The 21,121-nt window shown below is 70.3% G+C and carries 18 protein-coding genes and 1 tRNA gene; 10 read left to right on the forward strand and 9 right to left on the reverse strand.

Annotation, left to right across the window (positions count from 1 at the left end; all coding sequences use genetic code 11):
- Positions 1 to 21: 21 nt before the first annotated feature.
- The 7 genes from ABTZ58_RS14465 to ABTZ58_RS14495 all read left to right on the forward strand — a co-directional run bounded on the left by ABTZ58_RS14465 (position 22) and on the right by ABTZ58_RS14495 (position 7,751).
- A complete protein-coding gene (locus tag ABTZ58_RS14465) occupies positions 22 to 510 on the forward strand; it encodes a PaaI family thioesterase (RefSeq protein ID WP_351355256.1) in 489 nt (162 codons plus the stop codon).
- A gap of 118 nt (positions 511 to 628) precedes the next feature.
- Positions 629 to 1,501: a trypsin-like serine protease gene (locus tag ABTZ58_RS14470; protein ID WP_351355259.1), complete on the forward strand. Its 873-nt coding sequence runs from the start codon at positions 629 to 631 to the stop codon at positions 1,499 to 1,501.
- A 556-nt stretch (positions 1,502 to 2,057) separates the two neighbouring features.
- The gene (locus tag ABTZ58_RS14475) at positions 2,058 to 3,287 is read left to right on the forward strand and encodes a branched-chain amino acid ABC transporter substrate-binding protein (protein WP_309096697.1); all 1,230 of its coding nucleotides are present in this window, start codon (positions 2,058 to 2,060) and stop codon (positions 3,285 to 3,287) included.
- 139 nt (positions 3,288 to 3,426) lie between these two features.
- The gene (locus ABTZ58_RS14480) at positions 3,427 to 4,356 is read left to right on the forward strand and encodes a branched-chain amino acid ABC transporter permease (protein WP_309096686.1); all 930 of its coding nucleotides are present in this window, start codon (positions 3,427 to 3,429) and stop codon (positions 4,354 to 4,356) included.
- A 4-nt stretch (positions 4,357 to 4,360) separates the two neighbouring features.
- The gene (locus tag ABTZ58_RS14485) at positions 4,361 to 6,169 is read left to right on the forward strand and encodes a branched-chain amino acid ABC transporter permease (protein ID WP_351355264.1); all 1,809 of its coding nucleotides are present in this window, start codon (positions 4,361 to 4,363) and stop codon (positions 6,167 to 6,169) included.
- A gap of 5 nt (positions 6,170 to 6,174) precedes the next feature.
- A complete protein-coding gene (locus tag ABTZ58_RS14490) occupies positions 6,175 to 7,038 on the forward strand; it encodes an ABC transporter ATP-binding protein (RefSeq protein WP_309096688.1) in 864 nt (287 codons plus the stop codon).
- On the forward strand, positions 7,035 to 7,751 hold the full coding sequence (locus tag ABTZ58_RS14495; protein ID WP_309096689.1) for an ABC transporter ATP-binding protein: 717 nt from the start codon (positions 7,035 to 7,037) through the stop codon (positions 7,749 to 7,751). The genes ABTZ58_RS14490 and ABTZ58_RS14495 overlap by 4 nt, the downstream gene beginning before the upstream one ends.
- Before the next feature lie 75 nt (positions 7,752 to 7,826).
- On the opposite strand, the gene ABTZ58_RS14500 is transcribed toward ABTZ58_RS14495, so the two are convergent.
- Positions 7,827 to 8,483 carry an ANTAR domain-containing response regulator gene (locus tag ABTZ58_RS14500; RefSeq protein ID WP_309096690.1) on the reverse strand — a complete coding sequence of 219 codons (657 nt, stop codon included), beginning with the start codon at positions 8,481 to 8,483 and terminating at the stop codon, positions 7,827 to 7,829.
- A 102-nt stretch (positions 8,484 to 8,585) separates the two neighbouring features.
- Here ABTZ58_RS14500 and ABTZ58_RS14505 point away from each other — a divergent pair.
- Both ABTZ58_RS14505 and ABTZ58_RS14510 read left to right on the forward strand, forming a co-directional pair.
- Positions 8,586 to 8,672 (forward strand) — tRNA-Leu (locus ABTZ58_RS14505).
- Between the two features lie 86 nt (positions 8,673 to 8,758).
- Positions 8,759 to 9,538: a helix-turn-helix domain-containing protein gene (locus tag ABTZ58_RS14510; protein WP_351355269.1), complete on the forward strand. Its 780-nt coding sequence runs from the start codon at positions 8,759 to 8,761 to the stop codon at positions 9,536 to 9,538.
- Between the two features lie 7 nt (positions 9,539 to 9,545).
- On the opposite strand, the gene pyk is transcribed toward ABTZ58_RS14510, so the two are convergent.
- Both pyk and ABTZ58_RS14520 read right to left on the reverse strand, forming a co-directional pair.
- Positions 9,546 to 10,982, reverse strand: a complete 1,437-nt coding sequence (gene pyk, locus ABTZ58_RS14515) for a pyruvate kinase (RefSeq protein ID WP_351355272.1) — start codon at positions 10,980 to 10,982, stop codon at positions 9,546 to 9,548.
- Between the two features lie 166 nt (positions 10,983 to 11,148).
- Positions 11,149 to 11,868: an SIMPL domain-containing protein gene (locus tag ABTZ58_RS14520; RefSeq protein WP_351355275.1), complete on the reverse strand. Its 720-nt coding sequence runs from the start codon at positions 11,866 to 11,868 to the stop codon at positions 11,149 to 11,151.
- 165 nt (positions 11,869 to 12,033) lie between these two features.
- On the opposite strand from ABTZ58_RS14520, the gene ABTZ58_RS14525 reads away from it, so the two are divergent.
- Positions 12,034 to 13,842 (forward strand): bifunctional metallophosphatase/5'-nucleotidase, encoded by a 1,809-nt coding sequence (locus ABTZ58_RS14525; RefSeq protein ID WP_351355278.1) that lies wholly within the window; start codon positions 12,034 to 12,036, stop codon positions 13,840 to 13,842.
- Between the two features lie 21 nt (positions 13,843 to 13,863).
- Here ABTZ58_RS14525 and ABTZ58_RS14530 read toward each other — a convergent pair whose 3' ends face one another.
- From ABTZ58_RS14530 to ABTZ58_RS14555, 6 genes are all read right to left on the reverse strand, one after another.
- Positions 13,864 to 15,282 carry a lysine N(6)-hydroxylase/L-ornithine N(5)-oxygenase family protein gene (locus tag ABTZ58_RS14530; RefSeq protein WP_351355280.1) on the reverse strand — a complete coding sequence of 473 codons (1,419 nt, stop codon included), beginning with the start codon at positions 15,280 to 15,282 and terminating at the stop codon, positions 13,864 to 13,866.
- The gene (locus ABTZ58_RS14535) at positions 15,282 to 16,715 is read right to left on the reverse strand and encodes a pyridoxal phosphate-dependent decarboxylase family protein (protein WP_351355283.1); all 1,434 of its coding nucleotides are present in this window, start codon (positions 16,713 to 16,715) and stop codon (positions 15,282 to 15,284) included. Before ABTZ58_RS14535 ends, ABTZ58_RS14530 begins: the two co-directional genes overlap by 1 nt.
- Before the next feature lie 248 nt (positions 16,716 to 16,963).
- Complete coding sequence (pepN, locus tag ABTZ58_RS14540; protein ID WP_351355286.1) at positions 16,964 to 19,459, reverse strand: aminopeptidase N; 2,496 nt, start codon at positions 19,457 to 19,459, stop codon at positions 16,964 to 16,966.
- A gap of 67 nt (positions 19,460 to 19,526) precedes the next feature.
- A complete protein-coding gene (locus ABTZ58_RS14545) occupies positions 19,527 to 20,072 on the reverse strand; it encodes a response regulator (protein WP_351355289.1) in 546 nt (181 codons plus the stop codon).
- Between the two features lie 183 nt (positions 20,073 to 20,255).
- A complete protein-coding gene (locus ABTZ58_RS14550) occupies positions 20,256 to 20,606 on the reverse strand; it encodes a chorismate mutase (RefSeq protein WP_351355292.1) in 351 nt (116 codons plus the stop codon).
- Between the two features lie 45 nt (positions 20,607 to 20,651).
- Complete coding sequence (locus ABTZ58_RS14555; protein WP_351355295.1) at positions 20,652 to 21,101, reverse strand: GNAT family N-acetyltransferase; 450 nt, start codon at positions 21,099 to 21,101, stop codon at positions 20,652 to 20,654.
- Positions 21,102 to 21,121 lie beyond the last annotated feature (20 nt).

The following is a 21,121-nucleotide window of genomic DNA, read 5'->3' on the forward strand; positions in this document are numbered from 1 at the left end:
GGACGAACGGAGCCGGGCCCCATGGGTGAGCAGCAGCACGTGAAGTTCCCGCAAGAGGTCATCGACGAGTACGCCGCACTCGGCGTGGACCTCCCGGCCCTGTTCTCCGCGGGCCACCTCGGCACCCGGATGGGCGTGCAGATCCTCGAGGCCTCGGCGGAGCGGGTCGTCGGGACGATGCCGGTGGAGGGCAACACCCAGCCCTACGGGCTGCTGCACGGCGGGGCCTCCGCGGTGCTGGCCGAGACGCTCGGCTCGGTGGGCTCGATGCTGCACGGCGGCAGCTCCAGGATCGCCGTGGGCGTCGACCTGAACTGCACGCACCACCGCGGGGCCCGCTCCGGCGTGGTCACCGGCGTGGCCACCCCCGTGCACCGGGGCCGCACGACCGCCACCTACGAGATCGTCATCACGGACGAGGACGACAAGCGGGTGTGCACGGCCCGGCTGACCTGTCTGCTGCGCGACGTGAAGCCGGGCGACGAGGAATTCGTCCGCTCGGCGAGCTGACCGACGTAGGGAAAACCCTGGAGGGGCGGCCGTGCTCTTGTCGCGGCCGCCGCCGGGCGCTTCACTGACGCTCCACCCCCACAGGAGAAGGCCCGTCCCACCCCCAGAAGGGTTTCTCTTGACCTCCGTACGCGCCATCGCCGTCATCGCCGCGGCCAGCGCCGCCGTGCTCGCCACCGCGCTGCCGTCCTCCGCCATCAACTCCTACAACGCCACGCCCGCCCCCGAACGCACCGAAGTGGGCGCGCTGGTGGCCACCTGGGACGACGACGGCGACGCCGCGACCCCCGACCGGGTCGACTGGGTCTGCTCCGGCACCATGATCGACCGGGACACCTTCCTGACCGCCGCGCACTGCACCACCGACTGGCCCGACAACGTGCGCTTCTTCGTGTCCCTGGACCAGGACGTGCAGGCCGGGCTCGACGCGGCGGCGAAGAAGCACCCCGGCGACCCCGCCGCGCAGGCCGCCGCCGTCGCCGTCCCGGGCACCGCCCACTCGCACCCCGACTACCCGGGACCCGCGTCCGACACCCACGACATCTCGGTGATCCAGCTGTCCGCCGCCGCAGTGAAGGCCCGCTGGAACTTCACCCCGGCCGCCCTGCCCACCGCCGACCAGCTCGGCAGGCTCGGGCCGCAGGGCCTGAGCGCCACCGACTGGGTCGTCGCCGGATACGGCACCCAGGAGGCCGTCAACGGCCCCGGCGGCCACACCCACCCCGGCGGCGGCGTCCGCATGAAGGCGCCCGTCACCTTCAACGCCCTCAACGACTCCTGGGCCCGCCTCGCGATGACCGCGCCGCAGGGCAACGGCGGTGCCTGCTACGGCGATTCGGGCGGCCCCAACTTCGCGACGCTGGGCGGCAAGCGGGTCCTCGCCGCCACCACCATCACCGGTGACACGCCCTGCTACGCAACCAATGTGACGTACCGTCTGGACACCCCCGGCGCCCGCGCGTTCCTCGCGCCCTTCACACAGCTGCCGTAGCCGACACCGGCCGCACGACCGCCGAACGCCCCGCCGCACCGGGTCCGACCCCGAAGCGGCGGGGCGTTCCTCCTGCTCCCTCCCCGGCGTCCACGGGAGTGGGAAAAAAGCCGTTTTCGTTGGTATGGCGATCGGTGATCTCGCCGCCCCGCCATTTCTCTACGTAACGCTCCGTAACGCGCGCGCAATACAACACCACGATTTCCCCCTTCGGCCGCGTCCGCTCCCGGAGCCTTTCCGATCTTGTCCGCGTGGCCAGCGGCCCGGGCGGCACACGATCTCAGCCACGGCCAACCGGAAGTGCGCGTTCTCAGAATGCGGACTTCGGCGAAAAACCACCAAACCCGCCGAGAGGGTCCATCGCCGAGAGCGGACATCCACCCCGTCATAACAAGAAAGTCACAAGCGAGCCCGCACCACTGACCCTGCCCTTACCCCGGGCTTAGAGTCACGGCCAGTCACCGCTCCACATCGGGAGTTCGGTACCAGCGCGGCACTCACCCCCCGACCAGGGCGGGGCCTGCCTGTGAAAGGACTGATTGTGCGACAGCGTTCCTTGGTGATTCTTACCTCCGTTCTCACGACCGGAGCTCTGACTCTCACCGCCTGCGGTTCCCGAGACGACAGCGGTGACAAGGGCGGAGACGGCGGGAGCAGCACGACACTGACCATCGGCGTCGACGCCCCCCTCTCCGGTGAGAACTCCACCACCGGCCTCGGCATCCAGTACGGCGCCCAGATAGCCGTCGACGACGCCAACAAGAACAACTGGGTCCCGGGCGTGAAGTTCAAGCTCAGGGCCCTGGACGACAAGGCGCAGCCCGCGACCGGACAGTCCAACGCCACCAACATCGTCGGCGACAAAACGGCCGTCGGCGCCGTCGGCCCGCTGAACTCCGGCGTCGCCCAGACGATGCAGCAGGTCTTCGCCTCGGCCAACATGGTCCAGATCTCCCCGGCGAACACCAACCCGGAGCTGACCCAGGGCAAGAACTGGCAGACGGACAAGAAGCGCCCGTTCAAGACCTACTTCCGCACCGCCACCACCGACGAGCTGCAGGGCAGCTTCGCCGCCGGCTACGCGTTCAACGGCCTCAAGAAGAAGAAGGCCTTCGTCGTCGACGACAAGCAGACCTACGGCGCCGGCCTCGCGAAGATCTTCGCCGAGCAGTACAAGAAGCTCGGCGGCAAGGTCGTCGGCACCGACCACGTCAACACCGGCGACAAGGACTTCGGCTCCCTCGTCACCAAGATCAAGAACTCCGGTGCCGACCTGCTCTACTACGGCGGCCAGTACGACGAGTCCGCGCTGATCACCAAGCAGCTCAAGGACGCCGGCGTCAAGATCCCGCTGTTCGGCGGCGACGGCATGTTCGCCTCCACCTACATCGAGGCCGCCGGCAAGTCCTCCGAGGGTGACCTCGCCACGGCGATCGGTGTCCCCGCCGACACCCTGCCCGCCGCCAAGCAGTTCATCCAGACCTACAAGGACAAGGGCTACAAGGGCGACTACGGCGCCTACGGTGCCTACGCCTACGACGCCACCACCGCCATCATCAAGGCCGTGAAGGCCGCGGCCGACGCCAACGGCGGCAAGGTGCCCAGCGACATCAACGACCTGCGCTCCAAGGTCGTCGACGGTGTCCAGAAGTCCGACTTCGAAGGCCTCACCGGCAAGATCGCCTTCGACCAGTACGGCGACACCACCAACAAGCAGCTCACGGTGTACCAGGTCGAGAAGGGCGCCTGGAAGGCCGTCGAGACCGGCACCGCCGACCTGCAGTAATCCCGGCCCCCCCATAGCCGCACCACGGGCCGCGCGGGAGGACGACCCCGACCGCGCGGCCCGTTTTCACACCCCCACACAGCACGCGACCACGCACGCATCCAGTGCACACGACCACCAGCGACATGGAGGCCATGCGGTGAACACCCTGCCGCAGCAGCTGGCCAACGGGCTGCTTCTCGGCTCGATGTACGGGCTGATCGCCATCGGCTACACGATGGTGTACGGCATCGTCCAGCTCATCAACTTCGCGCACGGCGAGATCTTCATGACCGGGGCGTTCGGCGCCCTCACGGTCTACTTCTACATCCTGCCCGACGGCACCTCGATGGCTCTCGCCGTACCCCTGATGCTCCTCGGCGGCGCCCTCGTGGCCATCCTCATAGCCGTCGGAGCGGAACGGTTCGCCTACCGGCCCCTGCGCGGAGCACCACGCCTGGCACCGCTCATCACGGCCATCGGCCTCTCCCTGGCCCTCCAGGAGGTCGTGCGCAACTTCTACCCCGGCGCCGACCGCGCCCGCGCCTTCCCGGGCCTCGACGCCACCCACGAGATCGGCTCCGTCACCATCAAGGACGCCGACATCTTCCTCATCCTCGCCGCCGTCATCTGCATGGCCGCCCTCGCCTTCTTCGTGCGCCGCAGCCGCACCGGCCGCGCCATGCAGGCCACCGCGCAGGACCCCGACACCGCGCAGCTCATGGGCATCGACACCAACCGCATCATCGTCATCGCCTTCGCCATCGGCGGCTTCTTCGCCGCCGTCGCCGCCGTCGCCTACGGACTCAAGTACGGCAACGTCGACTACCGCATGGGCTTCCTGATGGGCCTCAAGGCCTTCACCGCGGCCGTCCTCGGCGGCATCGGCAACATCTACGGCGCCATGCTCGGCGGCATCGTCCTCGGCATCGCCGAGACCCTCGCCTCCGCCTACATCGACGAGATCCCCGGCATGCAGCAGCTCGGCGGCCAGAGCTGGGCGAACGTGTGGGCCTTCTGCCTCCTCATCCTCGTGCTCCTCTTCAGGCCACAGGGCCTGCTCGGCGAGCGCGTCGCGGACAGGGCGTGATCACATGACCGAGACGACCAAGACCCCCGCCCCGGACGCCACCCCCGCGCCGCCCGCCCCGCGCGGCCTCATACCCCTGCCCCTGGCGGCCGCCCGCGCCCTGCTCCTCGGCGGCGGCATCGCCACCGCGGCCTCCGCCTTCCTCGCCTGGACCTGGACCTCCGAGTTCCCCGGCGACCTCACCATCAACGGCTACCCCGGCGGCCTGCAGTGGCTCACCTTCACCGCCGGGCTCCTCACCACGCTGTACGCGCTCGCCTCGTACGGCATCCGCGGCCTCGGCTGGCTGCTGCCCGCCCGCAACAACGCTCCGCTCGTCCTCACCGCGCTCGGCGGATTCGCCGTCACCTGGTTCACCGTCATCGCCATCAGCGCCGAACTCGGCGGTGTCGTCAACCTCGAACCCGGCGGCTGGATCGCGGCCGTCGCCTCCCTGCTGCCCGTCCTCGGCGCCTTCGCCCTCCCGCAGGAGCACGCCGGCGACGGCACCAAGGAAGCCCTCAAGGCCTACGTCGCCAAGCCCGAGCTGATCACCGCCCCCCAGGCCGTCGCGCCCTGGGTGCAGCGAGCCGTCATCACGGTCGTCACGATCATCGGCCTCGGCGTCTTCACCTACGGCATCGACACCGAGTACGGCGAACTCTTCGTCGGCTACCTCTTCGTCGTCGTCTTCGCCATCTGGGCACTGCACACCGCCGGCCTCCTCGACCGCTTCTCCGCGCTCGTCGCCGCCAACCGCAGCTTCACCCTCGCCATGGGCTTCGCCGCGGCCATCGCCTTCCCCTTCACCCAGACCGACGACCACTACGCCAACATCGGCGTCAACATCCTGATCTTCGGGACCGTGGCCCTCGGCCTGAACATCGTCGTCGGCCTCGCCGGACTCCTCGACCTCGGATACGTCGCCTTCCTCGGCGTCGGCGCCTACACCGCCGCCCTCGTCTCCGGCTCCGAGTTCTCCACCATCTCCGGCGTCCACCTGCCCTTCTGGGCCTCCGCCCTGGCCGGCGCCGCCGCCTCCCTGGTCTTCGGCGTCCTCATCGGCGCCCCGACCCTGCGGCTGCGCGGCGACTACCTCGCCATCGTCACCCTCGGCTTCGGAGAGATCTTCCGCATCGCCGTCAACAACATGGACGGCCAGTCCGGACCCGACGTCACCAACGGCCCCAACGGCATCCCCTCCATCCCCGACCTGAACCTCTTCGGGTTCAACTTCGGGCAGGCCCACGACATCGGCGGGTTCACCCTCGGCCGGTTCGCCAACTACTACCTGCTGATGGTCCTGATCATGGCCATCGTGGTCCTCGTCTACACCCGCGCCGCCGACTCCCGCATCGGCCGCTCCTGGATCGCCATCCGCGAGGACGAGACCGCCGCCACCGCCATGGGCATCAACGGCTTCCGCGTCAAGCTCATCGCCTTCGCCCTCGGCGCCGCCCTCGCCGGCCTCGCCGGCACCGTCAGCGCCCACGTCACCTACAGCGTGGTCCCCACGCCGTACCAGTTCGCCGGCTCCACCCCGCCCAACTCCGCGTTCCTCCTGGCCGCGGTCGTCCTCGGCGGCATGGGCACCGTCGCCGGACCGCTCCTCGGCGCGGCCCTGCTCTACCTGCTCCCCGAGAAGCTCGTCTTCCTCCAGGAGAAGTCACTCCTCGCCTTCGGCATCGCGCTCATCCTCCTGATGCGCTTCCGCCCCGAAGGCATCATCGCCAACCGCCGGCGCCAGCTCGAATTCCACGAGACCGGCCAACTCGACGTACCAAAACAGACCACGCTGACCGACGAACCGGCCGTCACCAAGGCGGGGGCGTAACCATCATGACGACACCTGTACTCGAAGCCCGCGACGTCACGATGCGCTTCGGCGGCCTCACCGCCGTCCGCTCCGTCGACTTCACGGTCAACGCCGGCGAGATCGTCGGCCTCATCGGCCCCAACGGCGCCGGCAAGACCACCTTCTTCAACTGCCTCACCGGCCTGTACGTCCCCACCGAGGGCACCGTCTCCTACAAGGGCACCGTGCTCCCGCCCAAGCCCCACCTGGTCACCCAGGCCGGCATCGCCCGCACCTTCCAGAACATCCGCCTGTTCGCCAACATGACGGTCCTCGAGAACGTCCTCGTCGGCCGCCACACGCGGACCAAGGAAGGCCTCTGGTCCGCCCTCCTGCGCGGCCCCGGCTTCAAGAAGGCCGAGCGCGCCAGCGAGGAACGCGCCATGGAACTCCTGGAGTTCATCGGCCTCGCCCACAAGCGCGACCACCTCGCCCGCAACCTCCCCTACGGCGAGCAGCGCAAGCTGGAGATCGCCCGCGCCATGGCCTCCGAGCCCGGCCTGCTCCTCCTCGACGAGCCCACCGCCGGCATGAACCCGCAGGAGACCAGGGCCACCGAAGACCTCGTCTTCGCCATCCGCGACAAGGGCATCGCCGTCCTGCTCATCGAGCACGACATGCGCTTCGTCTTCAACCTCTCCGACCGCGTCGCCGTCCTCGTCCAGGGCGAGAAGCTCGTCGAGGGAACCGCCGACGTCGTCCAGGCCGACGAACGCGTCGTCGCCGCCTACCTCGGAGAGCCCTTCGAAGGCGACCCCGGCCAGGCCGAAGCCGCCGAGGTCGAGGCCGCCGAAGCCGCCGCGGAAGCGCCCAGCACCACCAGCAGCACCAAGGGAGAAGCCAAGTGACCGCACTCCTCGAAGTCGAGGACCTCCGGGTCTCCTACGGCAAGATCGAAGCCGTCAAGGGCATCTCCTTCAGCGTCGACGCCGGGCAGGTCGTCACCCTCATCGGCACCAACGGCGCCGGCAAGACGACCACCCTGCGCACCCTGTCGGGCCTGCTCAAGCCCACCGCCGGGAAGATCCTCTTCGACGGCGAACCCCTCAACGGGGTCCCCGCCCACAAGATCGTCTCCCTCGGCCTGGCCCACTCCCCCGAAGGCCGGCACATCTTCCCGCGCCTGACGATCTTCGAGAACCTCCAGCTCGGCGCCTTCCTCCGCAAGGACAAGGAAGGCATCGAAAAGGACATCCAGAAGGCGTACGACCTCTTCCCCATCCTCGGCGAACGCCGCAACCAGGCCGCCGGAACCCTCTCCGGCGGTGAGCAGCAGATGCTCGCCATGGGCCGCGCCCTGATGTCCCAGCCCAAGCTGCTCATGCTCGACGAGCCCTCCATGGGTCTCTCCCCGATCATGATGCAGAAGATCATGGCGACCATCTCGGAGCTGAAGTCCCAGGGCACGACCATCCTCCTGGTCGAGCAGAACGCCCAGGCGGCCCTGTCCCTGGCCGACCAGGGCCACGTCATGGAGGTCGGCAACATCGTCCTGTCCGGGACGGGCCAGGACCTGCTGCACGACGAGTCCGTGCGCAAGGCCTACCTCGGCGAGGACTGAGTCCCGGCCGTACACGAAAGCGGCCTGTTCCCTTCCGCCCGGAAGGGAACAGGCCGCTTTTTCCGTACTGCCGGATCAGCCCTTGCCGGCCTTCTTCTCCTCGGCGTCCTGGATGACCGCCTCCGCGACCTGCTGCATCGACATGCGGCGGTCCATCGACGTCTTCTGGATCCACCGGAACGCGGCCGGCTCGGTCAGCCCGTACTCCGTCTGCAGGATGGACTTCGCGCGGTCCACCAGCTTGCGGGTCTCCAGGCGGAGCGTGAGGTCGGCGACCTCCTTCTCCAGCTCCTTCAGCTCCGTGAAGCGGGAGACGGCCATCTCGATCGCCGGCACGACGTCGGTCTTGCTGAACGGCTTCACCAGGTAGGCCATCGCCCCGGCGTCCCGGGCGCGCTCCACCAGGTCGCGCTGCGAGAAGGCGGTCAGCATCAGCACCGGCGCGATGCTCTCCTCGGCGATCTTCTCGGCCGCGGAGATGCCGTCGAGCTTCGGCATCTTCACGTCCAGGATCACCAGGTCGGGGCGGTGCTCACGGGCCAGCTCCACGGCCTGCTCACCGTCACCGGCCTCGCCGACGACGGTGTACCCCTCCTCCTCCAGCATCTCTTTGAGGTCGAGCCGGATCAGGGCCTCGTCCTCGGCGATGACGACCCGGGTCGTCATCGGAGGCACGTGCGACTTGTCCTCATCAGGCACGTCAACAGGCTGGGGCGACTCGGGGGCGCTCACGTGGGCTCCTTGGTACGGGGCAGGCCGGTACTGCTCCCAAGAGCGTACCTAGCAGCAAGGCCGCGCAGTGAACCGGTACACTGCTGACCGGTCTCCTGACTTGCCCGGTTGGAGGAACTGGTCAGACTCGCGGCACTCAAAATGCCGTGCCCTTTGGGCATGTGGGTTCGAATCCCACACCGGGCACCACAAGATCAGAAGCGGAGGATCACGTTCGCGTGGTTCTCCGCTTTTTTGCTGCAATCGGTCACGGCCAGTGGCACAGAGTTACTCACATGGAGCAGCACAGCCCTTCGATTCGAGCTCAAGCCGTCGCGCTGATGCGCCAGGGTGTACCGAACCGCACCGTCGCGGAACGCCTCGATGTCCCGCGAGGCACGGTCGGCTGGTGGCGCAGCGAAGATCGCAAAGCACGCGGCGAGCTCTACGAACGGCCGACCGACTGCCCCCGGTGCACAGGCCGAGAGTTCGACCGGGTCGCATACGCCTACCTGCTCGGCCTCTACCTCGGCGACGGCCACATCATCTCGAAGCGCAAGCAGCACCACCTGTCCGTGTTCTGCAATGCCACGCAGACCGGACTGATCTCTGCAGCCGAGGATGCCATGCGCACGGTGATGCCGTCGCCCAGCGTCAGACAGCGTCACAGGCCCGGCTGTGTCGAGGTGAAGTCATACACGAAGCACTGGACCTGCATGTTCCCTCAGCACGGCCCCGGCAAGAAGCATGAGCGCCGGATCGCCCTCGAACCCTGGCAGCAGGAGATCATCGACGCTCACCCGTGGGAATTCATCCGTGGCCTCGTCCACTCCGACGGCTGCCGCGTCACCAATTGGACGACCCGCATCGTCGCCGGCGAGCGCAAGCGCTATGAATACCCTCGGTACTTCTTCACCAACGTCTCCGAAGACATCCGACGGCTCTACACCGACACCCTGGACAAGCTCGGCGTCGAGTGGACCCACTGCACCCGCGCCGGCAACCCGTACAACATCTCCGTCGCCCGCAAAGCCTCCGTAGCCCTCATGGACGCCCACGTCGGGCCCAAGTACTGACCGTGGCCTACCTCGGGCTGTCGTCCTGGGCGATGTGGTGGACGCGGACCATGTTCGTCGAGCCCGAGACGCCGGGTGGGGAGCCTGCCGTGATGACGACCATGTCGCCCGGGCGGCAGCGGCCGTACTTGAGCAGCAGTTCGTCGACCTGGTGGACCATCGCGTCCGTGGAGTCCACGCACGGGCCGAGGAATGTCTCCACGCCCCACGTCAGGGCGAGCTGGGAGCGGGTCGCCTGGTCGGGGGTGAAGGCCAGCACCGGGATGGGCGAGCGGTAGCGGGAGAGGCGGCGGGCCGTGTCGCCGGACTGGGTGAAGGCGACCAGGAACGTCGCGCCCAGGAAGTCGCCCATCTCGGCTGCCGCCCGGGCCACCGCGCCGCCCTGGGTGCGGGGCTTGTCGTGTTCGGTCAGGGGCGGCAGGCCCTTGGCGAGGATGTCCTCCTCCGCCGCCTCGGCGATGCGGGCCATCGTGCGGACCGTCTCGATGGGGTGCTTGCCGACGCTCGTCTCGCCGGACAGCATCACCGCGTCCGTGCCGTCGATGATCGCGTTGGCGACGTCGGAGGCCTCGGCGCGGGTCGGGCGGGCGTTGTCGATCATCGAGTCGAGCATCTGCGTGGCGACGATGACCGGTTTCGCGTTGCGCCTGGCCAGTTTGATCGCGCGCTTCTGGACGATCGGGACCTGCTCCAGTGGCATTTCGACGCCGAGGTCGCCGCGGGCGACCATGATGCCGTCGAAGGCGGCGACGATGTCGTCGATGTTCTCGACCGCCTGGGGTTTTTCGACCTTGGCGATGACGGGGAGGCGGCGGCCCTCCTCGTCCATGATGCGGTGGACGTCCTGGATGTCGTGGCCGCTGCGGACGAAGGACAGGGCGATGACGTCGAAGCCGGTGCGCAGGGCCCAGCGCAGGTCGTCCTCGTCCTTCTTGGACAAGGCGGGGACGGAGACGGCGACGCCGGGCAGGTTCAGGCCCTTGTGGTCGGAGATGACGCCGCCCTCGACGACGGTGGTGTGGACGCGGGGGCCGTCGACCTCGGTGACTTCGAGGCAGACCCTGCCGTCGTCGACGAGGATGCGTTCGCCGGGGGTGACGTCGGCGGCGAGGCCGGCGTAGGTGGTGCCGCACCTGTGGCCGTCGCCTTCGACGCCGTCTTCGACGGTGATGGTGAAGGTGTCGCCGCGTTCAAGGAGTACGGGGCCTTCGGTGAAGCGGCCGAGGCGGATTTTCGGGCCTTGAAGGTCGGCGAGGAGGCCGACGCTGCGGCCGGTCTCGTCGGCGGCCTTGCGCACGCGGTGGTAGCGCTCCTCGTGTTCGGCGTGTCCGCCGTGGCTGAGGTTGAATCGGGCCACGTCCATTCCGGCGTCGACCAGGCCTTTGATCTGGTCGTACGAGTCGGTGGCGGGCCCAAGGGTGCAGACGATCTTTGCTCGACGCATAGGTCTGAGCCTATGAGTTACCGACTGGTAGAGAATTGGTCGAGCGTGACCACTCAACAGACGTTGCGTGAAGCGTTATTGACAAGTGTTGAATTGTGCGGCAGGGCGCTCCGATGAGCACCCTGGGAATTCGTTCGTGTATTCGGAATTCGTTTCTCCGCAAGGCTCACAGGCGCGGCGGCACCATCGTGAAGCGGGCGTTGATCTGCGCGTGGACGCGCTGGCGCTGGGGTTCGAGGTCGAGGGGGGCGGCCGGGGCGTCCTCGGCGGCACCGGCGAAGGCGGCGGAGCGCATCCGGCCGGGGGCCTGGGGGTAGGCGGGCGGGCTGTTCTCGGCGCCGATGTCGGCGAGCTCGACCAGGGCGGCGAGGGTGGTTCCGAGGGCCTCGGCGTACTCGCGGGCGCGCTGGACGGCTTCCGTCACGGCCTTCTTGCGGGCCTCGCGGTGGGCGGGCGAGTCGGGGCGCAGGGCCCACCAGGGGCCGTCGACGCGGGTGAGGTCGAGGTCGGCGAGGCGGGTGGTGAGTTCGCCGAGGGCGGTGAAGTCGGTGAGCTCGGCGGTGACGTGGACGCTGCCGTGGTAGGTGCGTACGCGTTCGCCGCGGCCGTGCTTGGTGAGTTCGGGCGTGATGGAGAAGGCGCCGGTCTCCAGGCGTTCCACGGCGTCGCCGTAGGACTTGACCAGGTCGAGGACGCCGGCGTTGCGGCGGGTGAGGTCGTCGAGGGCGGAGCGGCGGTCGCGGCCGCGGGCGGCGACGGTGATGCCGATGCGGGCGATCTCCGGGTCGACTTCGAGGCGGGCCTCGCCGCGCACGGCGATGCGCGGGGCTTCAGGCGTGCCGTAGGGGACGGCGGGCTGGGAGGCGTCTGCCGTGGGCGCGGTCATACGCCCCACTGTGTCACGGTGTGGCGGGCGGGCGGCATGGAGTGGACGGAACCGAGTCATCAGATCGCAACCTGGCGGGTCTGTTGCGGCCGGTCATGGCCGGGTCAGAATCTACGCGCGTTATCTACGCGCGTCGTTCCACAGATTCCGCGAGGAGAGCCCGAGATGCCGTTGAACCGCCGGAAGTTCCTGGAGAAGTCCGCCGTGACCGGGGCGGGGGTGGCGCTGGCCGGTGCGGTCGCGGCGCCGGGCGCCGAGGCGGCCGAGGCGCGGGAGGGCTCGCGGGGGCGTGCGAAGCGGTACGCGTTCACCGTGATGGGGACGACGGACCTGCACGGCAACGTCTTCAACTGGGACTACTTCACGGACGCCGAGTTCGACGACAAGGCGCACAACGACGTCGGCCTGGCGAAGGTGTCCACGCTGGTGAACCAGGTCCGCGAGGAGAAGGGCCGCCGCAACACGCTGCTCATCGACGCGGGCGACACCATCCAGGGCACACAGCTGTCGTACTACTACGCCAAGGTGGACCCGATCACCGCCGAGGGCGGGCCGGTGCACCCGATGGCGCAGGCGATGAACGCGATGGAATACGACGCGGCGGCGCTCGGCAACCACGAGTTCAACTACGGCATTCCGGTGCTGCGCAAGTTCGAGCAGCAGTGCCGTTTCCCGCTGCTGGGCGCCAACGCGCTGGACGCGAAGACGCTGCGGCCGGCGTTCGCGCCGTACAGCATGCACCGGCTGCGCACGCCGTTCGGGCGGGACGTGAAGGTGGCGGTGCTGGGGCTGACCAACCCGGGCATCGCGATCTGGGACAAGGCGAACGTGCAGGGGAAGATGACGTTCCCGGGTCTGGAGGAGCAGGCGGCGAAGTGGGTGCCGAAGCTGCGCTCGATGGGCGCGGACGTCGTCATCGTCTCGGCGCACAGCGGCTCGTCGGGCACGTCGTCCTACGGTGACCAGCTGCCGTACATCGAGAACGCGGCCGGTCTGGTGGCCGAGCAGGTGCCGGGCATCGACGCGATCCTGGTCGGGCACGCGCACACGGAGATCCCCGAGTACTTCGTGACGAACGAGAAGACGGGCGAGCGGGTCGTGCTGTCCGAGCCGCTGAAGTGGGGGCAGCGGCTGACGCTGTTCGACTTCGAGCTGGTCTGGGAGAAGGGCTGCTGGAAGGTCGAGAAGGCCGGCGCGCGGGTCCTTAACTCCAACACCGTCCAGGAGGACCCGAAGATCGTGCGGTTGCTGTCGGACGAGCACGAGAAGGTCGTGGCGTACGTCAACCAGGTCATCGGCACGAACGCGGCGGAGATGACGTCGGCCGAGGCGCCGTACAAGGACGTGCCGATCATCGACCTGATCAACCACATCCAGGCGGACACGGTGAAGCAGGCGCTGGCGGGCACGGAGTACGCGGCGCTGCCGGTGCTGTCGCAGGCGGCGTGCTTCTCGCGCAGTGCCCGGATCCCGGCGGGCGAGGTGACGATCCGGGACGTGGCGGGCCTGTACGTGTTCGAGAACACGCTGGAGGCGCGTCTGATGACGGGCGGGCAGATGAAGGCGTACCTGGAGTTCTCGGCGAACTACTTCACGCAGACCGCGCCGGGCGGGCCGGTGGACCCGGCGAAGCTGACCAACGCGGGCGGGACGCCGGACTACAACTACGACGTGGTGAGCGGTCTGTCGTACGAGATCGACATCGCAAAGCCGGCCGGGTCGCGGGTGACGAACGTGCGGTTCGGTGGGCAGCCGCTGGCGGACGACGCGCGGTTCGTGTTCGCGGTGAACAACTACCGGGCCAACGGCGGCGGGAACTTCCCGCATGTCGCCGCCGCGCCGCTGTTGTGGTCGAACTCGGACGAGATCCGCAACACCATGATCGCCTGGGTGAAGGCGAAGGGGTCGATCGATCCGGCCGAGTTCGCCGCGGTGGAGTGGCGGCTCACGCGGAACGGCACGCCCGTGTTCTGAGCCGCGTCCCCGTCGTCCTTCTCACCTCCGGTCGTCGACGAGCGGGGTCAGGGCCGGTGCCTCGCGGGGCGGCGGCACCTGCTGCCGCCGGGTGAGGCCGAAGGTGGTGAAGGCGGTGCGGCGCGGGAGCCCGTAGGCCTCACCGCCCATCAGGGAGTTGAGGATGATCACGCCGCGCCAGGCGACGAGGCCCAGGTCGGGTGTGCCGACGCCGTGGGTGTGGGTCTCGGCGTTCTGGACGTACACCGAGCCGGTGACGGACGGGTCCAGGACGAGCCGGTGGTCCTCGTCGATGCGCGGCCGCTCCTGGCTGTCCCGGCGCATGTAGGGGTCGAGTCCGGCGAGGACGCGGTCGAGGGGGCGTTCTCGGTAGCCGGTGGCGAGGACGACGGCGTCGGTGGTGAGGCGGGAGCGGCTCGCCTGCCGGTCGTGTTCGAGGTGCAGTTCCACCTGGGTCGTGGCGATCCGTCCGGCGGTGCGGACGCGCACGCCGGGGGTGAGGACGGCGTCGGGCCAGCCTCCGTGCAGGGTGCGGCGGTAGAGCTCGTCGTGGATGGCGGCGACGGTGCCGGCGTCGATACCCTTGTGGAGCTGCCACTGCCCGGCGAGGAGCCGGTCGCGGGCGGACTCGGGCAGGGCGTGGAAGTAGCGGGTGTGGTCGGGGGTGAAGTGCTCCAGGCCGAGCTTGGAGTACTCCATGGGGGCGAAGGCCTCGGTGCGGCCGAGCCAGTGGAGGTTCTCGCGCCCGGCGGGCCGGTTGCGGAGCAGGTCGAGGAAGATCTCGGCGCCGGACTGGCCGATGCCGACGACGGTGACGTGTTCGGCGGCGAGCAGGGCGGCGCGGTGGTCGAGGTAGTCGGCGGCGTGCACGACGGGCACGCCGGGGGCTTCGGTGAGGGGCTTGAGGGGTTCGGGGACGTAGGGCTCGGTGCCGATGCCGAGGACGACGTTGCGTGTGTACGTCCGGCCGAGGGCCTCCGCCTCGCCGTCGCTGTCGAGCTGGGTGAAGTCGACCTCGAACAGGTCGCGTTCGGGGTTCCAGCGGACGGCGTCGACCTGGTGGCGGAAGCGCAGGTCCGGGAGGCTCTCGCAGACCCAGCGGCAGTAGGCGTCGTACTCGGCGCGGTGGATGTGGAAGCGCTCGGCGAAGTAGAAGGGGAAGAGGCGCTCGCGGGACCTGAGCCAGTTGAGGAAGGTCCAGGGGCTGGTGGGGTCCACGAGGGTGACCAGGTCGGCGAGGAACGGGACCTGGATGGTGGCGCCCTCGATGAGCAGGCCGGGGTGCCAGGCGAAGGCGGGGCGCTGCTCGTAGAAGACGGTGTCGAGGTCGCGCAGGGGCTGGGCGAGCGCGGCGAGGGAGAGGTTGGCGGGGCCGATGCCGATGCCGACCAGGTCGCGGGGGGCGTCGGGCTCCTGGTGCTCAGGGGATGCGGGGTTCATCAGGGGGTGTGTCCTTCCACGAGTGTCGCTCGGCTCTCTGCCACGAGGTGCAGCAGGGCGGCCAGGTCGTCGGGCCCGGTGGCGGGGTTGAGGAGGGTGGCCTTGAGCCAGAGCCGGCCGTCGAGGCGGGCCCGGCCGAGGACGGCTCGGCCGTCGGTGAGCAGCGCGCGGCGTACGGCGGCGACGGTGGCGTCGGGGGCGTCCGCGGGCCGGAACAGGACCGTGCTGATGACGGGCGGGGCGTGCAGTTCGAAGCCGGGGTGGGCGTGGACCAGGGCGGCGAACTCGCGGGCGCGGGCGCACACCTGGTCGACGAGGGTGCCGAGGCCGGCGCGGCCGAGGGTCTTGAGGGTGACGGCGAGTTTGAGGACGTCGGGGCGGCGGGTGGTGCGCAGGGAACGGCCGAGCAGGTCCGGCAGGCCGGCCTCGGTGTCGTCGGTGGCGTTGAGGTAGTCGGCGTGGTGGCGCAGGGCGGTGAGGTCGTGGGCGTCACGGACGGCGAGGAGTCCGGCGGCGACCGGCTGCCAGCCGAGTTTGTGCAGGTCGAGGGTGACGGTGTCGGCGGCGTCGAGGCCGTTCAGCAGGCCGCGGTGCCGGGTGCTGAGGAGCAGGCCCGCGCCGTAGGCGGCGTCGATGTGCAGCCGGGCGCCGTGGGCCGCGCAGTGGGCGGCGATCTCGGGCAGCGGGTCGATGAGTCCGGCGTCGGTGGTGCCGGCGGTGGCGGCGACGAGCAGCGGTCCGGTCAGGCGGGTGAGGGTCTCGGCGAGTGCGGTGGGGTCGAGGGTGCCGGCCGGGGCGGGGAGAACGACGGGGTCGGGGAGTCCGAGCAGCCAGGCGGCGCGGGGCAGTGAGTGGTGGGCGTTGGCGCCGGTCACGAGCCGGACGGAGCCGCCGTACGCCTCGCGGGCGAGCAGGAGGGCGAGTTGGTTGGACTCGGTGCCGCCGGTGGTGACGACGGAGTCGGGGGTGACGACGATGTCGGGGGTGACGACGGAGTCGGGGGTGCGGGCCGGGTCGGTGCCGTAGACCTCGGTGGCCGTGAGCCGCGTGACCATGGTTTCCAGTTCGGAGGCGGCCGGGGCCTGGTCCCAGGAGTCCAGGGAGGGGTTGAGGGCGGAGGCTGCCAGGTCGGCGGCTGCGGCGACGGCGAGGGGCGGGCAGTGCAGGTGGGCGGCGCACAGGGGGTGGGCGGGGTCGGCGGCGCCTGCGGCGAAGGCCCGGACCAGCGTGTGGACGGCGTGCGGGTCGCCCTGTTCGGGGAGGATCTCCCCCACCGCATCCCGGAACCGTACGGCGACGGCACCCGGCCCGCCGGCCGGCAGCGGCCCGCCACGCGCCCGGGCGCCCGCCTCCAGGGCGTCGAGCACGGCGGTGAGCAGGGGCCGCAGGGCGTGCGGGCCGTCGGGGCCTGAGGCGAGGGGCGGCGTGCGCATGGACTGACCTCCGGGGCGCGGGTGCGGCACGCCCGGACAGCCCAACGACCCGACCGGGGTGGAGGTGTTTCCACGCGCGGGTGTCACTTTCGGACGACGCCCGCGCGGGTGTCACTTTCGGACGACACCGAGGAACCCGGTCCGGGGCGCGGCCCGGGCCCCGAAGTCCGCGAGAGGGCTGCCCTCGGCGGCGGTCGCCTTCCCGGGGCGGCCCGTCGCCGGCCGTGGCGGCCCGGGCGGGTCCTCCGTTATCCCCTGTGCGCTTCGCGTACCCGCAGCGCTCGTTCCAGGTCGTCCAGTTGGTCCACCAGAGCGCGGCGCAGCGCCGGGGTCGGGTCGGCGTCGCGCAGGCACTGCTCGCCGAGGCGGAGGGCGTCCGTGTCGACGGCGTGGGCGGGGAAGGCGTCCCGGCCGACGGCGACGGCGATGGCGGGGCCGCGGCGCTCGGCGACCGGGATCGCGTCGGCGTAGTAGCGCGGCACGTACTCCCGCACCAGGTCAGCCTGTTCGGGCTGCCAGAAGCCGCGGGCGGTGGCCGTGAAGAGGTAGTTCGACAGCTCGTCGGAGCCGAACATCGCCTCCCAGGCGCGGGCCTTGGCCTCCGGGCCGGGCAGTGCGGCCCGGCAGCGGGCGGCACCCTCCTGGCCGGTGGCGCTCGGGTCGCGGTCCAGCTCGGCGGCGATGGCGGCCTCGTCGGTCGCGCCGAGGACGGCGAGCCGGGCGAGGACGCGCCAGCGCAGCTCGGGGTCGAGTTCCGGGCCGCCGGGGACGGTGCCGTCGGCGAGCCAGGCGGCGATGGTGTCCGGGTGGGCGGCCACGTCGATGCGGTGGCGTACGGCGATCAGGCGCAGGCCGGGGTTGTCACCGTCCTCGGTGCGGCGGATGAGGTCGCGGCACAGCTCCGACAGCGTGGCGAGGGCGGCGGGCCGCTCCTCGGGGGTGAGGTAGCGGTCGGTGATGTGGGTGGCGGCGAAGGCCAGCACGCCCTGGACGATGGCGAGGTCGCTCTCCAGGGGGAGGTGGGCGCGGGCGGTCTCCAGGTAGGCGCCGGGAGCGAGTTCGCCGTCGCGGACGGCGTCCCGCAGGGCGTTCCAGACGACCGCGCGGGTGAGCGGGGCGGGCAGGCCGGACAGGTCCTTGCGGACGGTCTCGAAGGACTCCGGGTCGAAGCGGACCTTGGCGTAGGCGAGATCGCCGTCGTTGAGGAGGAGCAGGGCCGGACGCTTGCCGATGGGGTGGGCGCCGTCCTGCGGGAGGTCCAGGTGGAGGTGTTCGCGCAGCACGAGGTGGCCGCCGTCGTCGCCGAGGTCACGGTCGTACAGGCCGACGGCGATGCGGTGCGGGCGGCTGCCGGCGCGGTCGACGGTGAGGGCGCAGGTGCCGTGCTCGCCGGGGGCGATGTGCGGGGTGAGGGTGTCGACGCCGGTGGTGCGCAGCCAGGCGTCGGCCCAGGCGTGGACGTCGCGTTCGGTGGCGCCGGCGAGGGAGTCGATGAAGTCGGCGAGGGTGGCGTTGGCGAACCGGTGCCGGGCGAAGTGGGTGTTGATGCCGGCGAGGAAGTCCTTCTCGCCGAGCCAGGCGACGAGCTGCCGCAGGGCGCCGGCGCCCTTGGCGTAGGAGATGCCGTCGAAGTTGAGCAGCGCGGAGGCGGTGTCGTCGACGGCCTCGGGGGCGACGGGGTGGGTGGAGGGGCGCTGGTCGGCGTCGTAGCCCCAGGACTTGCGGGTGACGCCGAAGTCGGTCCAGGTGTCGGTGAAGCGGGTGGCCTCGGTGAGGGTCTGGTAGCCCATGTACTCGGCGAACGACTCGTTCAGCCAGATGTCGTCCCACCACTTGAGGGTGACGAGGTCGCCGAACCACATGTGGGCCATCTCGTGGGCGACGACCATCGCGCGGGTCTGGCGCTCGGTGTCGGTGACGGCGGAGCGGTAGACGAACTCGTCGCGGAAGGTGACCAGTCCGGGGTTCTCCATGGCGCCCGCGTTGAACTCGGGGACGAAGGCCTGGTCGTAGGAGTCGAAGGGGTAGGGCTCGTCGAACTTCTCGTGGTAGCGGTCGTAGCACGCGCGCGTGATGTCGAGGAGTTCGTCGGCGTCGGCGTCCAGGTAGGGGGCGAGGGAGCGCCGGCAGTGCAGGCCGAAGGGCAGGCCGCGGTGTTCGGTGCGCACGGAGTGCCAGGGGCCGGCGGCGACCGCGACGAGGTAGGTGGAGATCGGCGGGGTGGGGGCGGCCCGCCAGTGGCCGTCGCCGGTGTGCTCGGTGATCCCGTTGGCGAGGACGGTCCACTCCTGCGGGGCCCGCACCGACAGCTCGAAGACGGCCTTGAGGTCGGGCTGGTCGAAGGCGGCGAAGACCCGCTGCACGTCGTCCAGGAACAGCTGCGTGTAGACGTAAGTCGCGCCGTCGGTGGGATCGGTGAAGCGGTGCATGCCCTCGCCGGTGCGGGAGTAGCGCATGGCCGCGCGCACGCGCAGTTCGTGCTCGCCGGCGGTGAGGTTCTTCAGCGGCAGCCGGTTGCCGTCCAGGGCTTCCGGGTCCAGGGGGTGTCCGTCGAGGGTGACGGAGCGCAGCTCGGCGGGCTTGATCTCGACGAAGGTGTCACCGTCCGCGCGGGCACTGAACGCGATCCGGGTATGGGAGTCGAAGGTCTCGTCCCCGCCGGTCAGGTCCAGTTCGATGGTGTAGCGGTGGACGTCGAGGAGCTCTGCTCGGGTCTGCGCTTCGTCGCGCGTCAGTACGGACATGCGTGACATGCTGCCTGATGGCACCGGCAAGGCACAGGGGCGGATCGGTACGTACGCAATGTCCGGTCTATGTGCGGTCTCTTTCCAGCTCCCCGGCGTGCGCCCCCAAGGGCCGCTGGGACGGCACGCGCGCGTCGGGGTGCGGCAGGCGCGGCGGGTGGGGGGTGGCGTCGGTGTGCTCCCGGACGAGGGTGCGCAGCCGGTGTACCTCGCGCTGCAGGGCGAGGTGGCGCTGGTGGGTGTCGTAGAGGTAGCGGACCTTGGTGCGCAGGGCCCAGGGGTCCACGGGTTTCAGGACGAGGTCGGCGACGCCGAGGCCGAAGGCGGCGGTGGTCAGTTCCTGGTCGACGCCGAAGCCGGTGAGCAGGATGACCGGGATGTGCTGGGTCTGTTCGACGCGCCGCATGTAGCGCACGACCTCCAGGCCGCTGACGCCGGGCATGCGCACGTCGAGCAGCAGCAGGCCGACATGGCCGCGCAGGACCTGCTTGAGTGCCTCGTCGCCGCTGGTGGCCCGGCCGAGCTGGTAGCCCAGCGGGGCCAGGGCGCTCTCCAGCGCGTACAGCGTGTCCTCGTGGTCGTCGACGATGAGGATCCTGGTATCCGACGGCATGGCCCGACGCCCCTTCCTCGTGGAGGACCAGAGTAGTGCGGGACGCTGACGGGCCGTGCTCGTCAGCTGACATGCTGTGCACAGCGCAGCATGCCCCGTGCGGGCCGCCCTGTCACTCCCCCGTGGCCGGTTACCGGCGGTCGCGGTGCCGTGGCGGGGGGGTGCGGCCGGGGCGTCGGGCGGTCAGGTGCCGGCGGGTGCGATGCCGTTGAGCGTCTCGTCCGCGATGCGCTCGTGGTGGCGGATGACCTCGGCGACGATGAAGTTGAGGAACTTCTCGGCGAAGGCCGGGTCCAGCTTGGCATTCTCGGCGAGGGCGCGCAGCCGGGCGATCTGGCGGGCCTCGCGCGCCGGGTCGGCGGGCGGCAGCTGGTGTTCGGCCTTGAGGCGGCCGACCTGCTGGGTGCACTTGAAGCGCTCGGCGAGCATGTGCACGACGGCCGCGTCGATGTTGTCGATGCTGTCGCGCAGGCGGCCGAGCTCCTCGCGGACGGCCGGGTCGACGTCGCCGGGACGGGTGTTGCTGGTGGTCATGGGGCGTCAGCCTACGGGGGCCGGGCGGGACCGCAGCGGGTCGTCTCATCCTTCGGCCGGGGTGAGCCGCTTGTGGAAGCAGACGTCCTCGTGGCCGCCGGGTACGCCCTCGATCCGGCCCCGTTCCCGGTAGCCGAGGCGGGGGTAGAAGCCGGGGGCCTGGAAGGTGTAGGTGGAGACGATCATGTCGGTGCAGCCGCGCCGGGCCGCCTCGGTCTCCGCCGCGCGCATCAGCCGGCTGCCCCAGCCGGCGTTGCGCAGGTCGTCGCGCACCCAGAGCATGTCGACGGAGCACAGGCTGCCCCAGGTCCAGGCCGTGAGTCCGCCGGCCGGCTCGCCGGTCTCGTCGGTGACGCGGACGGAGAGGGGCTCGGTGGTGGCCCCGGTGGCGGCGGTGTTGAAGGCGGTCAGCTCCTCGTCGAGCCGCTTTTCGAGGTCGTCGTCCCGGCCGCCCACGCTGAGCGCGGCGGCGACGGAGCGCTGGTCGCTGGTCATGGCCCGGATTGTGCCGGGGC

The sequence above is a fragment of the Streptomyces sp. NPDC094143 genome (genome assembly GCF_040303825.1).
Lineage (GTDB): Bacteria > Actinomycetota > Actinomycetes > Streptomycetales > Streptomycetaceae > Streptomyces.